Origin of the sequence: Methylobacterium sp. J-078 (genome assembly GCF_022829285.1) — a bacterium.
In the GTDB taxonomy this organism is placed as follows: domain Bacteria; phylum Pseudomonadota; class Alphaproteobacteria; order Rhizobiales; family Beijerinckiaceae; genus Methylobacterium.
This window is the reverse complement of record NZ_JAKSYI010000120.1, coordinates 110,604-124,105: the sequence shown is the minus strand read 5'-3', so window position 1 is coordinate 124,105 and position 13,502 is coordinate 110,604. Positions and strand designations below refer to the sequence as shown.

Sequence of the window (13,502 nt, the reverse complement as noted above, 5' to 3'; positions counted from 1 at the left end):
GACAAAGGAGAAGGGGCGCGCGGTCGATCGGACCGCGCGCCCCTTTTTCGTGCGCCGGGGTTCACGCGTGCGTGAGCCCCGGCGACCGCCGGTCTTACTCGGCCGGTGAGTGGTGCGGCACGTGCACCGCGCCGGACTCCGCCTCGGGCTGGATGCCCTCGTTGGCGTCCTTGCGGCGGAAGATCCGCATCACCACCACGAAGAACACCGGCACGAACAGCACCGCCAGGATGGTGGCCGAGATCATGCCGCCGAGCACGCCGGTGCCGATCGCCTGCTGGCTCTTCGAGGCCGCGCCCGTGGCGATGGCCAGCGGCACCACGCCGAAGATGAAGGCGAGGGAGGTCATCACGATCGGGCGGAAGCGCAGGGTCGAGGCCTCGATGGTGGCGTCGACCAGGGACTTGCCCGGCTTCCACAGGTCCTTGGCGAATTCCACGATGAGGATCGCGTTCTTGGCCGAGAGACCGATGATCGTGATGATGCCGATCTTGAAGTAGACGTCGTTGGGCAGGCCGCGCAGGTACACGGCCGCCACCGAACCGATGATGCCCAGCGGAATGACCAGCAGCACCGAGAACGGGATCGACCAGCTCTCGTAGAGGGCGGCCAGACACAGGAACACGATCAGGATCGAGAGGCCGAGGAGGAGCGAGGCCTGGGAGCCCGCCTGCTTTTCCTGCAGCGACTGGCCGGTCCAGGCGTAGCCGAAGCCCTTCGGCAGCTGACCCATCAGGCGCTCCATCTCGGCGATCGCGTCACCCGAGGTGTAGCCGGCCGCCGGTTCGCCGGTGAAGCGGACAGACTGGTAGCCGTTGAAGCCCACGATCTGCGAGGGGCCGACACCCCATTTCAGCTCGGCGAAGGACGACATCGGCACCATCGTGCCCGAGGCGTTCTTCACCCCGTAATTCAGCAGGTCGGGCGCCTGCATACGCTGCAACTGCTCGGCCTGGACGTAGACGCGCTGCATCTTGCCCTGGTTCGGGAAGTCGTTGGTGTAGACCGAGCCGAGGTTGACCTGGATCGTGCTGTTGATGTCCTCGAACTTCACCCCGAGGGCGGCCGCCTTCTCGCGGTCGATGATCAGCTCCGCCTGCGGGGTCGGGGACAGGCCCTCGATCTTCATCTTCTGCAGGATGGGGCTCTTCTTCGCGAGGGTGAGCAGTTGCGATTCGGCCGCCGTGAGGGCCGAGTAGCCGCGCTGGGCCCGGTCCTGAAGGCGGAACGAGAAGCCGGCGGCGTTGCCGAGGTTGTCCACCGGCGGCGGCTCCTGCGCGTCGACGATGGCGTCGCGATAGCCGGCGAGCGCCGCATTGGTGTCGGCCACGAGGGCGCTGGCGGAATTGGCCGCGTCGCGCTCGCTCCAGGGCTTCAGGGTGACGAAGGCCTGGCTCAGGTTCGGGCCCTGGCCCGAGAACGAGAAGCCGTTCAGCATCGTCACCGTGGCGACGCCGGGCCGGGCCAGCAGGTACTGCTCCACCTCGCGCACCGCCGTCTGGGTCCGGTTGAACGAGGCGCCGGGCGGAGTCTGGATGTCGACGGTGAAGAAGCCCTGGTCCTCGATGGGCAGGAAGCCCTCGGGCAGGCGCAGGAAGGCGAAGCCGACCCCGACCAGGAGGGCGAGGTAGACCATCATCACCTTGCCGGAGCGCTTGATGAGCGCAGCGACGCCGCGGCCGTAGCGCGCCGTCTCGCGGTCGACGATTCCGTTGAACCAGCCGAAGAAGCCGCCCTTGGCGTGGCCGTGGCCCTTCTCGATCGGCTTGAGCAGGGTCGCGCAGAGTGCCGGGGTCAGCGACAGGGCGAGGAGCGCCGAGAAACCGATGGAGGTCACCATCGCGATCGAGAACTGCCGGTAGATGATGCCCACCGACCCGGGGAAGAACGCCATCGGGATGAACACCGCGACGAGCACCAGGGTGATGCCGATGATCGCACCGGTGATCTGGCCCATCGCCTTGCGGGTGGCCTCCTTCGGCGACAGCCCCTCCTCGTTCATGATCCGCTCGACGTTCTCGACCACCACGATGGCGTCGTCGACGAGGATGCCGATCGCCAGCACCATGCCGAACATGGTCAGCACGTTGATCGAGAACCCCGAGAGCAGCATCACCGTGACGGTGCCGAGCAGCGCGATCGGGACAACGATGGTGGGGATGAGGGTGTAGCGGATGTTCTGCAGGAACAGGAACATCACGACGAACACCAGTACCACCGCCTCGACCAGGGTCATCAGGACCTTCTTGATCGAGGCCTGCACCGCCGGGGTGATGTCGTAGGGGATGTCCCATTTCAGGCCCGGCGGGAAGAACTGCGACAGCTCCTCCATCTTGGCGCGGATGGCCGTGGCGGTCTCGAGGGCGTTGCCGTCGGGAGCCAGGGTCACGGAGATGCCCGCCGCCTCGCCGCCGTTGAGGCGGGTCGAGAACTGGTAGGCGTCGCCGCCGAGCTCGATCCGGGACACGTCGCGCAGGCGCACGTTCGAGCCGTCGGAATTCGCCCGCAGGACGATGGCGCCGAAATCCTCGACGGTGTTGAGCTGGCCCTTGACGATGATCGGGGCGAAGACCGGATGGTTGCTCGGGCTCGGCTGGGCGCCGACCGCGCCTGACGCGATCTGGATGTTCTGATTGCGGATCGCGTCGGTGACGTCCTCGGGCGTCAGCGACAGGCCGCGCAGCTTGTCGGGATCGACCCAGACGCGCAGGCTGCGCTCCGTCGAGTACAGCGTGGCGCGCCCGACGCCGGGCACGCGCCGGATCTCGTTGATGACGTTGCGGATGAGGAAGTCGCCGAGGCCGATCTCGTCCATCTTCCCGTCGGTCGAGACCAGCGTGATGATGTTGAGGGTCGCGGCCGAGGCTTCCTCGACCAGGATGCCCTGTTGGCGAACTTCGGCCGGCAGGCGCGCCTCGACGCGTTTGAGGCGGTTCTGGACCTCGACGGAGGCAAGCGCCGGGTCGGTGCCGGGCAGGAATGTCGCGGTGATGTTGATCGAGCCGAACGAGTCGGTGGTCGACTCGAAGCTCATGATGTTGGCCGCCCCGTTCAGCTCATCCTCGATGAGCCGGGTCGTGCCCGTGTAGAGGCTCTCCACCGAGGCGCCCGGGAAGGCGGTGGAGAGGGCGATCGAGGGCGGCGCGATGACGGGGTACTGCGCCACCGGCAGCATGGGCAGGGAGAGCGCGCCGCCCAGGATGATGAAGAGGGCGACGACCCACGCGAAGACCGGACGGTCGATGAAGAAACGGGCCATGGTTCAGCGCACCTGCGAGACGGGCTTGGCCGTATCGGGTTTGGCCGCATCGGCTTTGGCGCCATCGGGCTTGCCGGCATCCGCCTTGGGCTGGCCCGGCTTGGCGTCGGCCTCGGCATCCGCCGTGTCGGTGTCGCGCGGCTTCGGCTCGTGGTCCTCGGTGGCCGTCTTCAGTTCGACGGTTTTCACCTCCTGGCCGGCGACGATCTTCTGCACGCCCTCGACCACGACCCTGTCGCCGGCCTTGAGGCCGGAGCGGATGATCCACTGGTTGCCGACCACGGAGCCGACATCGACGGGCTGGAGCATCACCTTGCTGTCGTCGCGCACGACCCAGACCTCGGCCTTGCCGTCGCTGGTGCGCTGGATCGCCTGCTGCGGCACCGCGAGCGCGTCGGTGTCGATGCCCTGCTTGATGCGGGCGCGAACGTACATGCCGGGGAACAGCTCGTCGTGCGGGTTCGGGAACAGCACGCGCAGGGTCACCTGGCCGGTGCTGGGGTCGGCGGTGACGTCGGAGAACAGCAGCTTGCCGGCCGAGCCGTAGAGCGAGCCGTCATCCATGATGAGGTGGACGTTCGCGGTGTCGGCCGAGAGCCGCGAGAGCTCGCCGCTGGCGAGATCCCGGCGCAGCTTGTTCAGCTCGCCCACCGACTGGGTGATGTCGACGTAGATCGGGTCGAGCTGCTGGATGGTGGCGAGGTTGGCGGTTCCTCCCTGCTCCACCAGGGTGCCCTCGGTGAGGAGCGCCCGGCCGATGCGGCCCGAGATGGGGGCGCGGACATCCGTGTAGCCGAGGTTGAGCTTGGCCCGGTCACGGGTCGCCTTGGCGCCGGCGACCTCGGCTTGGGCCTGCTTCAGGCCCGCATAGGCGGCATCGTACTGCGCCTGGCTCGCGGTCTGGCGCGAGAGGAGCTGCTCCAGGCGGTCGGCCTGCTGGGCGGCGAGGACCTGCGCGGCCTCCGTGCGCGCCAGCGCCGCCTCGGCGCTCAGGAGTTCGACCTCGAAGGGGGCGGGATCGATCTTGTAGAGAACGTCGCCCTCCTTCACGAGGCTGCCCTGCTCGAAGGTCCGCTTGACCACGAGGCCGGATACCCGCGAGCGCACCTCTGCGATGCGCAGGGGGGCGACCCGCCCCGGCAGGTCCCGCACGTAGGGAATCGGTTGCTCGCGGACGGTCACGATGCCGACTTCGGGCGCCGGACCGGGAACGGGCGCGGCCGCCTGTTGCTTCTGGTTGCATGCCGAGAGGGCGACCAGCACGAAGCCGGCGGCGAGGGAAGCCGGCCGGGCCCGGAACAGGCGGGTGGTGAGAGACGTCACGATTACTTCGCTCCTGCGAAAGTTCGGTTCGACGACGCTCGCTGGGCGAGTCGGCATCACCGTGTTCAGGGTCCAGGGAGCCGGGATCCGTAATCGGATCCGCCCTCTGGCAAGCGGCGGGCCACGGCCGCCATCACGCCAGCATCGACGCTGCGGGGGCCGTGCTCGAGGGGCGGGGGGCCATTCCCGGTTCGGAGAGCCCGCCATGATTGTGTAACGATCACTGACGGCGAATCCCTGGATGCCGGACAATCTTGGCAATCCGACGACACCGGTTGCATCCGGCTGTACGGGACCACGCAGGGATAGGCGGCGCTATGGGCGCTCAGCCGACCAGAGACGGCCTCGGTGGCCTGTCCAGGGGGATAGCGGCTGTGGCCTTCAGCCCGCCGGTCGAGCGCGGCGAGGTGGGACGGGGCATCCGTGAGACCGCCAGCGCACCGATGCGGGGCTGGACCGCTTCCTCGCAGGCGTCATCCAGGTCGAGGAGCGTGCTGGCGACGCGGGCACCCGCATCCGAAGCCGGAAGTCCCGCCGCATGCGCCAGCACGGGCCGGACGTCGAAGCCACGTGGCACATCCCCGGCGACGTGGAGCAGGGGGAGCAGGGCGCAGACGAGGAACAGCAGGGCCAGCAGCCCGGACCCGGCCGCCACGAGGGCACGCACGGCGGAGCGGGGACCATGTCCGAGCCACGATGAGCCGGTGCGACCGCACGCGTCGACACGCATCGCGAAGTGGGGGGCCAAGCTTCTCACGTTCCGGACTCTGGGGCCGCGGCTGCGGCACCGCAAGTTCCTGCGGCATTGTGTCAGCCCCTTTCCGAGCCTTCGGCGCCCGGATCGGACGGCGTTGCGGGGATCACACAGGACCCCGTGAACGTGTCCGGCTCGGTTGACCGCCCTCACGTGCGCCGTCAAGGCTCCTGCCCCCGACCATGAGCCTTGATGGTTTCGGGGCCCAGAATGGCCCCCGGAGCCTGTCTCGGCTGGAGGACAGACCATGCAGACGCGCCGCGTTCTCGCCGCATCCGCCCTGGCGGCGGCCCTGACCGTATCGACCGGACCGGCCTTCGCCGGAAACCCGTTCGACAGCGGGCCCATCGCCGACTTCATGAACATCTTCAAGGAGCAGGCAATCCCGCGCGAGACGGTCGCCTGGAAGGGTGCCGAGAAGCCCGGCACCATCGTGGTTTCGACGAGCCAGCGCCGGCTCTACTACGTGCTCGGCGGCGGTCAGGCCGTGCGCTACGGCGTCGGCGTCGGCCGCCAGGGCTTCTCCTGGTCCGGCGAGAAGCGCGTGACCATGAAGAAGGAATGGCCGGATTGGCGCCCGCCGTCGCAGATGTTGGCGCGCCGGCCCGATCTGCCGCGCTTCATGGCCGGCGGGCAGGACAATCCCCTCGGCGCCCGCGCCCTCTACCTCGGCTCGTCGCTCTACCGCATCCACGGTTCGAACGAGCCCGAGACCATGGGCGCCGCCGTCTCCTCGGGCTGCATCCGCATGACCAACAAGGACGTGGTCGACCTCTACGACCGCGCCAAGGTCGGCACCCGGGTCGTCGTCCGCAACTGAGACGCCTGTCCGGCGCTCGCCCCATCCTCCATTCCGCCTCCAGTCGGTCTTCACTGGGCCATGACGTGAGGACGGAATGATCTTCGGGGTAGATGTCGGCCTGCTCGCGGGTCTCTTCGCGATGGCTGTGGCGGCCGGCTGCGTCGATGCGATCGCGGGCGGCGGCGGCCTGCTCACGGTGCCGGCCCTCCTGCTCGCGGGGCTCGATCCGGTCTCGGCGATCGCAACGAACAAGCTCCAGGGGAGTGCCGGGGCGATCTCCTCGACCCTCGCCTTCGCCCGGCGGCGACTGATCCACTGGCCGGATGCCTGGAAGATCGCGGTGAGCGCCGGCTGCGCCTCGATCGCGGGCGCGCTCTGCGTCAGCTTGCTGCCGCGTGCCGTGCTCGACGCTGCCGTGCCGATCCTGCTGGTCGGCATCGCCGTCTACTTCGCCACCGCCAAGCGCATGAGCAACGAGGACGCGGCCGCGCGGATGACGCCGAACTGGTTCGCCCTGACCTGGGCGCCGGCGGTCGGCTTCTACGACGGCGTGTTCGGTCCCGGCGCCGGCGCGTTCTACATGATCGGTTTCGTGACCCTGCTGGGCCTCGGCGTGGTGAAGGGCACCGCCCACACAAAGCTCGCCAACGCGGCGAGCAATCTCGGCAGCCTCGCGCTCTTCGCGATCGGCGGCCATGTGGTCTGGGCGATCGGCCTGACGATGGCGGTGGGTGCCTTCCTCGGTGCGCAGATCGGCTCGCGCCTCGCGATCCGCATGGGCGCCCGGCTGATCCGGCCGCTCCTCGTCGGGATCGCCTGCCTGATGGCGCTGCGCCTGCTCTCCGATCCGGCCAATCCGTTGCGGCGGTCGGTGGTCGGCCTGTTCGGCGGTTGACCGGCGCCGCGCGATTCGTCGATCGCGGGTACCGAGCGGCGTCGGTGGAAGTGCCCCCGGACGCCGATCAGGCTGTCTGCGTCGCCAGAACGTAGGCGACGATCGCGTTGGCGTGTCCATGGCCCATGCCGTGCTCGGCCTTCAACATCGCGACCAGATCCATGTGCTTGGCCGGAAGCCGCGCGCGGACGAGATCCTGCCACGCGCCGATGGGCCGGCCGTACTGCTTCTCGATCGACGGGAAATAGGAGGCCGGTCCCTTGGTCGGTTCAGCAGCCACGGCGCGACACCCTGCGAGCGCGTTCGGATGACGGCAGTGTGATCATGGCAGGTCCCGACCGCAACATGCGTGCGTCGGGATGCCCGATGACCCGCAAGCGAGCGCTCCCGTCCCGACGCAGCCGGCTCGCGACCGAACCTCAGCGCGGCATGAAGGCCCAGTAGTCGAGGTCGAGGATCACGGACGGGTCGTAGGCGTCGCCGACCTTGTCGGGGTAGTTGCCGCAGGGCTGGTTCTTGGTGGCGACCGTGCGCAGGCGGAGCGCCCCGATATCGCCGCGGCCGGGCAGCTCGGCGGTCTCCAGCACCTCGCTCCAGGCGTAGACCGTGTCGCCGGCAAACAGCGGGGCGACGTGGCGGCCGGCATTGATGCCTGCCAGCGCGAAGGCGTTGCCGAGCCCGTTGAAGCTGAGCGCCCGGGCCAGCGAGATGACGACGCCCCCGTAGATCAGCCGGCGGCCGAAGCGGGTATCCTTGGCCGCGTAGCCGTCGAAATGCACCTTGGCGGTGTTCTGGTAGAGACGCGTGGCGATCTGGTGCTCGGCCTCCTCGACGGTCATCCCGTCGACGTGGTCGATGCGCTCGCCGACGACGTAGTCGCCGAAGCGGTGGGGCGAGCCGGCGAGTTCGAGATCGTAGGCGGTGGCATCGAGGGGCGGCAGGGCGCCGGCGAGGTCGGCCGGGTCGACCACCTTGGCGAAGGTCGGCACGTGCTCCTGGGCGATCGTCGCCGCCGGATCGCGCTTCTTCACCAGCACCCAGCGGCAGTAGCTCAGCACGGTCTCGCCGTTGGCGTCCGAGCCGGTGGAGCGCACGTAGACCACGCCGGTCTGGCGGTTCGAGCTTTCCTTGAGGCCGATCACCTCCGACACCGTCGAGAGGGTCTCGCCCGGATAGACCGGCCGGCGGAAGCCGCCCTCGGCATAGCCGAGATTGGCCAGCGCATTGAGGGAGATGTCCGGCACGGTCTTGCCGAAGACCACGTGGAAGGTGAGCAGATCGTCGAGGGGGCTCTGCGGATAGCCGATGGCGCGCGCGAAGGCGTCCGAGGACTGCACGGCGAAGCGCGGGCCGTAGAGCGCGGTATAGAGTGCGACGTCGCCGAGGGTGACGGTGCGAGGCGTGGCGTGGCGGATGGTCTCTCCGAGGCGGTAATCCTCGAAGAAGCGGCCGGGATTGGTCTTCATGACGGTCTCGTTCCCAGGGCGGCGCGGTGGCGCTTCGATTTCTTGTGTGGGGCGGGCCGTCGTCGCGTTCCGCCCCTCGCCGGCTCTTCGGCTCAGCGGGTGTAGATGGTGGTCTGCGTCGGCACGAATTCGTGCAGCAGGCGGCTCGCGAACAGCAGCAGCAGGACGAGCACGATCGGGGACAGGTCGACGCCGCCGAGATTGGGCAGGATGTTGCGGATCGGGCGCAGCACCGGCTCGGTGAGGCGGTAGAGCACCTCGCCGATCTGGGAGACGATGGGATTGCGGACGTTCACCACGTTGAACGCCACGAGCCAGCTCAGCACGGCGCTGGCGATGAGAACGTAGATGTAGAGCTGCACGACGGTGTCGAAGAGCCAGATGAAGGCGTTCATGCGCGGAAACGAAGTCCTCGTGGCCCCGCGCTCGCAGGGCGCATTACGCGCACGCAAAGCCGCAGGATTTCTGGAATTGACAGGTCGGCGTGTGCGAGCCTAAAAGGCCGCCACCCCGGAACGGGGCTGTAGCTCAGATGGGAGAGCGCCGCAATCGCACTGCGGAGGTCAGCGGTTCGATCCCGCTCAGCTCCACCAGGTTTCCCCAGGGACGGGTTTTCGCCCTGGGTGAGACATCGGTGGTTTTCATATCATTCAGACCGCTCGGCGCAGCGGGCGCCTCGTAAGGCTAGGTGCTTCAGTTATCCTTGAGCGGGTCGTGTCCCCAGTTCATCAGCGACAGCCGCCAGGCCGAATCCTTCACCTTGGCCTTGTCGTCCGGTCCGCCCTGCTTGAGGTGGCGGCGGACGTATCCGACGACCTTGGCCATATGGGCGTAGTCGTCGTCGCTGAGGTCGGCCTTCTTCGTGCGCAGGAGTTCGACGATGCGACGCCCCTCGCGGTGGCCCGTCGCCTCGCCGCCATCCTTCTTCTGGCCGACGGACTTGCTCTCGTCGGTCTCGAGAAAGGCTTCCAGCTTGGCGGGTGGCATGTTCACGGCCTCGCGGAAGGCCGCGTAGGTCTCGGCGTGATCGTCGGCTCGGTCTGCCATTCGCGCGTCGTCTCCCGGGTGATCGGGCGGAAAACCGATCCACGTTTCCGGGAGTTCCGTGCTTGACCGGGTTGCGGCGTCCCTTGCCCGGCGCTCAGGCGATCAGCCAGGCCATCGCGATCACGCCCGCGAAGAACAGGGCGTAGGTCACCAGGATGGCGACGATCTCACGGTGTTGGATGACGAGGTTTTCTGAGGCGGTCAGCATGGCAATCGGCCGGGTGTGGGATGAGCCCGTTTATCTCACGCCCACGCTTGGAATTCGATGATCACGACGCCGTCCACAGCGAGGAAATTGCCGATGTCTCCCGGCCGCCACAGAGCCGCTTCAGGCCGGCAGGCCGGAGGGCAGATCGAACAGGAAATTGTCCACCGCCGGAATGGTGACGGCAAGGCCGGTGCTCGCGCCGTAGCGCGCCTTGGACAGCCGCCAGGGGAAATCCGTACGGGCGCGAATCGCCTCCGAGGGGCGCAGGCGCCGGGGCGTCCCGTCGGCCCCGATCTCTTCCACGAGGAGGAAGCCGTAGACCTGCAGACGCGAGGCGATGAGCTTGGTCTCGCGGTCGCCCGCCGCCACCGCGAGGCTGCCGGTCGCGTAGACCGCGTCCATCAGGGCCCGCTGCTCGCTCCGCCGGGCCGCGACGCTGCCCCGTGCCGGGGTCGCGGTCTGCTGCGGCCGGGGGGCCGTGCGCCGGAAGGGAACGACATTGTCCATCGTCGCCGGAACGCTACCCATACGCCATCATCCTCGCGATACGCCCGAGGGCCGGGGAACGCCTCCGGCCTTCCCCTGATTTCGACGGTTCCGCTTAATGCCTCGCTAACGCTGGCGGCCCGTCCTGTCCCGGTTTCGCGGACGGGGCGGATCGGACGCACCGGAATTCGGCGCCACGGTTTACCCGCGTGGGCATCTGGGGCAGTGAGAGACCTCGTCGATCAGGGTCGGCGACCGAGCCTGCGGGGCGACGCGATGGCATCCATCTTCGAAGCGCACAGCTTTGCGATCCTCGCCCATGCGGGCCAGATCGATAAGGGCGGGCAACCCTACATCCGGCACCTCGAGCGGGTCGCGAACGCCTCCGTCGTCCGCGCCGGCCATGCCAAGTCCGTGGACCGCCTGCCGATCGACCCGATGGAGGTGATGCAGGCCGCGATCCTCCACGACGTGCTCGAGGATACGCCGACCACCCCGGTCGGCCTGCGCGCGGAGGGCTTCTCCGAGCCCGTCATCGCGATGGTCCGGCTGCTGACGAAGTCGCCGGAGCCGATGCCCTACGATGCGCGCATGACCCGTCTCATCGGCGAGGGCCATCTCGGCGCGATCCTCATCAAGATGTCGGACACCGAGGACAACCTGAGCCCGGACCGAACTCTCCCGGACGGGGCGGCCCTGCGCGAGCGCTACGCGACGGCGTTCCAACGCTTGAAGGCCGCCGCAATCGCCCTGGGCTATACCGGCGCCTGAAATCCGCGCCGCCGACAAGCGAAAGCCCCGCGCCGTGAGGCTGCGGGGCTGGACGCGTCGTTTTGACGGAACCGACGCGTCGGTTTTACTTGCCGCTGGGGGCCGCGCCGCTGCCGGTCACGCCGTTGCCACCGGTTCCGCCGGGAGCGCCCTGCGTCGCCGTGCTCGGACCGCCCGAGGTGCCGGCCGGCGCCATGGTGGAACCGGTGGCCGCCGGCGCGCCGGTGCGCTCCATGGACTTCTCGCCGTTGCTCTTCACGCTGCCCGGATTGTTCATGTTGCCCGTGGCGGAGCCGCCGCCGGCCGCGGTCTGGGCGAAGGCGGAACCCGTGAGGGCGAGGGCGAGCGACCCAGCAACGACAAAGGTTTTGATCGACATGGTGCGTTGTCTCCTGTTGTTACCAACTTGGAAACTCAACGCGCCGCGTCCAGCATTCGTTCAACGCAAACTTCGGACGCGGAAATCTTAGGATTTTTCGAAGGCGCGTCCGATTTTACCGCGTTCGTCGATCGGGTGGTTCGAAAACGATACGCTGTGTCGTGTGCTGGATATTTCGCGGCCGATGCGGAGAAACTTGCCATTCGGGTGCTGTGGACCCGCGGGCTCGTGCGCCGCCCAACAGGCGTTAGCCGTCGCTGCCCGGGCGATCGACGTTCTGTTCGGCCTCGTCGAAGGTATAACCCTCCAGCCAGTCCGCGCTGTTCTGCGAACCGGCCGGATACGGGTTCTCGGAATCGGGCATTCCAGCCAGCTTGGCGGCCTTGCCCTCTTCCATCACGGTCTTTGAAACCACGGTCATCTCTCGGCACTCCTGTGTTGCCCGTCGCAGGACAGGTAGAGCGCCGCCACGATCCGGGGACCGGCGTGCCGCGAAAAACCCGTCACGGCCGAGACCGGGCGGGTTGTTCGCGGATCGAGCGAAGTTTGGTTCAGGCGAGCTTGGTGCTGAACCGGGCGGTCGTCTTCTGGCGGACCTCGTCCTCGGTGACGCCGTCGGCGAGCTCGACGAGGGTCATCCCGCCCTCACCTTTCTTGTCGATAGTGAAGACGCCGAGATCGGTGATGACCATGTCCACCACGTGGGTGCCGGTGAGCGGCAGGTCGCAGGCTGCCAGCAACTTGGGGCTCTCCGAGCCGTCCTTGCCCTTGGCGGTGTGTTCCATCACCACCACCACCTTCTTGACGCCGGCCACGAGGTCCATGGCGCCGCCCATGCCCTTCACCATCTTGCCCGGGATCATCCAGTTGGCCAGATCGCCGTTCTCCGCCACCTGCATGGCGCCGAGGATCGACAGGTTGATGTGCCCGCCCCGGATCATCCCGAAGGACTCGGCCGAGGAGAAGTAGCTGGTGGTCGGCAGCGCGGTGATCGTCTGCTTGCCGGCGTTGATGAGGTCGGCGTCCTCCTCGCCCTCGTAGGGGAAGGGGCCCATGCCGAGCATGCCGTTCTCGGACTGCAGCTGCACCGACATCCCGTCCGGAATGTAGTTCGAGACGAGGGTCGGGATGCCGATGCCGAGGTTCACGTAGAAGCCGTCCTGCAGCTCTCGTGCGGCGCGCTCGGCCATCTGTTCGCGGGTCCAGGCCATGATGGTTCTCCTTGAGCTCGGCTCTCAGACGGCGGCGACGGGCACGGCGGGCTCGCCGCGCTTGCGGGTGGTGCGCTGCTCGATGCGCTTCTCGCGCACCGGCACGTGGACGATGCGCTTCACGAAGATGCCGGGGGTGATGATGGTGTCGGGGTCGATCTCGCCGGGCTGCACGAGGTGCTCGACCTGGGCCACGGTGATCCTGGCGGCGGTGGCCATCATCGGATTGAAGTTCCGCGCCGTCTTCCGGTAGATCAGGTTGCCCTCGGTATCGCCCTTCCAGGCATGCACGATGGCCAGATCCGCGAACAGGCCACGCTCCATCACGTACTCTTCGCCGTCGAATTCGCGCACGTCCTTGCCCTCGGCGATCAGGGTGCCGACGCCGGTCTTCGTGTAAAAGGCCGGGATACCGGCGCCACCGGCGCGGATGCGCTCGGCCAGGGTGCCCTGGGGGTTGAACTCGATGGCGAGCTCGCCGCCGAGATACTGCCGGGCGAATTCCTTGTTCTCGCCCACATAGGAGGAGATCATCCGGGCGACCTGGCGGGTCTCCAGGAGCTTGCCGAGGCCGACGCCGTCGATGCCTGCGTTGTTCGAGACCACCGTGAGGTCCTTCACGCCCGAGTCGCGGATCGCATCGATCAGCGCATCCGGGATACCGCAGAGGCCGAAGCCGCCGCACATGATCATCATGCCGTCCTTCAGCACGCCGGACAGCGCCGACGCTGCGTCCGAATGTACCTTCTTCATGGAAGCCCTCCTGTCCCGTCTTCGTCTTCGTCCGCGCGACCGTCACGTGAAAGCCGGGTCCTGCCAAGCCCTTGCGGCAGTGCAACGGTTACATTTCTCGCGCCGCCGCATGCCGATCGGCAGGATCGTGCCGGATCGTCCCGGCCCG

General features: G+C 67.9%; 15 protein-coding genes and 1 tRNA gene. 4 read left to right on the top strand and 12 right to left on the bottom strand.

Annotation, left to right across the window (positions count from 1 at the left end):
• Nucleotides 1-94: 94 nt before the first annotated feature.
• From MKK58_RS21150 to MKK58_RS21140, 3 genes are all read right to left on the bottom strand, one after another.
• A complete protein-coding gene (locus MKK58_RS21150) occupies nucleotides 95-3,259 on the bottom strand; it encodes a multidrug efflux RND transporter permease subunit (protein WP_243914528.1) in 3,165 nt (1,054 codons plus the stop codon).
• Nucleotides 3,260-3,262: 3 nt separating this feature from the next.
• A complete protein-coding gene (locus MKK58_RS21145; RefSeq protein ID WP_279578489.1) occupies nucleotides 3,263-4,639 on the bottom strand; it encodes an efflux RND transporter periplasmic adaptor subunit in 1,377 nt (458 codons plus the stop codon).
• A 268-nt stretch (nucleotides 4,640-4,907) separates the two neighbouring features.
• Nucleotides 4,908-5,249, bottom strand: a complete 342-nt coding sequence (locus tag MKK58_RS21140; protein WP_243914524.1) for a hypothetical protein — start codon at nucleotides 5,247-5,249, stop codon at nucleotides 4,908-4,910.
• A 334-nt stretch (nucleotides 5,250-5,583) separates the two neighbouring features.
• Here MKK58_RS21140 and MKK58_RS21135 point away from each other — a divergent pair, with 334 nt between their 5' ends.
• Both MKK58_RS21135 and MKK58_RS21130 read left to right on the top strand, forming a co-directional pair.
• Nucleotides 5,584-6,156 (top strand): L,D-transpeptidase, encoded by a 573-nt coding sequence (locus MKK58_RS21135; protein ID WP_108034334.1) that lies wholly within the window; start codon nucleotides 5,584-5,586, stop codon nucleotides 6,154-6,156.
• A gap of 76 nt (nucleotides 6,157-6,232) precedes the next feature.
• The gene (locus tag MKK58_RS21130) at nucleotides 6,233-7,033 is read left to right on the top strand and encodes a TSUP family transporter (RefSeq protein ID WP_243914521.1); all 801 of its coding nucleotides are present in this window, start codon (nucleotides 6,233-6,235) and stop codon (nucleotides 7,031-7,033) included.
• Between the two features lie 67 nt (nucleotides 7,034-7,100).
• Here the strand turns inward: MKK58_RS21130 and MKK58_RS21125 are convergent, their stop codons facing one another.
• The 3 genes from MKK58_RS21125 to MKK58_RS21115 all read right to left on the bottom strand — a co-directional run bounded on the left by MKK58_RS21125 (nucleotide 7,101) and on the right by MKK58_RS21115 (nucleotide 8,894).
• Nucleotides 7,101-7,313, bottom strand: a complete 213-nt coding sequence (locus MKK58_RS21125; protein WP_243914520.1) for a DUF4287 domain-containing protein — start codon at nucleotides 7,311-7,313, stop codon at nucleotides 7,101-7,103.
• 139 nt (nucleotides 7,314-7,452) lie between these two features.
• On the bottom strand, nucleotides 7,453-8,499 hold the full coding sequence (locus MKK58_RS21120; RefSeq protein ID WP_243914519.1) for a MaoC family dehydratase: 1,047 nt from the start codon (nucleotides 8,497-8,499) through the stop codon (nucleotides 7,453-7,455).
• A 92-nt stretch (nucleotides 8,500-8,591) separates the two neighbouring features.
• A complete protein-coding gene (locus MKK58_RS21115; RefSeq protein ID WP_238282964.1) occupies nucleotides 8,592-8,894 on the bottom strand; it encodes a YggT family protein in 303 nt (100 codons plus the stop codon).
• A 122-nt stretch (nucleotides 8,895-9,016) separates the two neighbouring features.
• Here MKK58_RS21115 and MKK58_RS21110 point away from each other — a divergent pair.
• A tRNA-Ala gene (locus MKK58_RS21110) sits at nucleotides 9,017-9,092 on the top strand.
• Nucleotides 9,093-9,192: 100 nt separating this feature from the next.
• Here the strand turns inward: MKK58_RS21110 and MKK58_RS21105 are convergent.
• Nucleotides 9,193-9,546: a DUF3140 domain-containing protein gene (locus tag MKK58_RS21105; RefSeq protein WP_243914518.1), complete on the bottom strand. Its 354-nt coding sequence runs from the start codon at nucleotides 9,544-9,546 to the stop codon at nucleotides 9,193-9,195.
• A 328-nt stretch (nucleotides 9,547-9,874) separates the two neighbouring features.
• Complete coding sequence (locus MKK58_RS21100) at nucleotides 9,875-10,282, bottom strand: hypothetical protein (protein WP_243914517.1); 408 nt, start codon at nucleotides 10,280-10,282, stop codon at nucleotides 9,875-9,877.
• A gap of 234 nt (nucleotides 10,283-10,516) precedes the next feature.
• On the opposite strand from MKK58_RS21100, the gene MKK58_RS21095 reads away from it, so the two are divergent.
• The gene (locus tag MKK58_RS21095; RefSeq protein ID WP_243914516.1) at nucleotides 10,517-11,011 is read left to right on the top strand and encodes a phosphohydrolase; all 495 of its coding nucleotides are present in this window, start codon (nucleotides 10,517-10,519) and stop codon (nucleotides 11,009-11,011) included.
• Nucleotides 11,012-11,096: 85 nt separating this feature from the next.
• On the opposite strand, the gene MKK58_RS21090 is transcribed toward MKK58_RS21095, so the two are convergent.
• From MKK58_RS21090 to MKK58_RS21075, 4 genes are all read right to left on the bottom strand, one after another.
• Complete coding sequence (locus MKK58_RS21090; protein WP_243914515.1) at nucleotides 11,097-11,390, bottom strand: hypothetical protein; 294 nt, start codon at nucleotides 11,388-11,390, stop codon at nucleotides 11,097-11,099.
• A gap of 247 nt (nucleotides 11,391-11,637) precedes the next feature.
• A complete protein-coding gene (locus MKK58_RS21085) occupies nucleotides 11,638-11,811 on the bottom strand; it encodes a hypothetical protein (protein ID WP_243914513.1) in 174 nt (57 codons plus the stop codon).
• Between the two features lie 130 nt (nucleotides 11,812-11,941).
• Nucleotides 11,942-12,601 (bottom strand): 3-oxoacid CoA-transferase subunit B, encoded by a 660-nt coding sequence (locus tag MKK58_RS21080; protein ID WP_243914511.1) that lies wholly within the window; start codon nucleotides 12,599-12,601, stop codon nucleotides 11,942-11,944.
• Nucleotides 12,602-12,625: 24 nt separating this feature from the next.
• Entirely contained in the window at nucleotides 12,626-13,354 is a 729-nt protein-coding gene (locus MKK58_RS21075) for a CoA transferase subunit A (protein WP_243914509.1), read from the bottom strand.
• Between the last annotated feature and the right edge of the window lie 148 nt (nucleotides 13,355-13,502).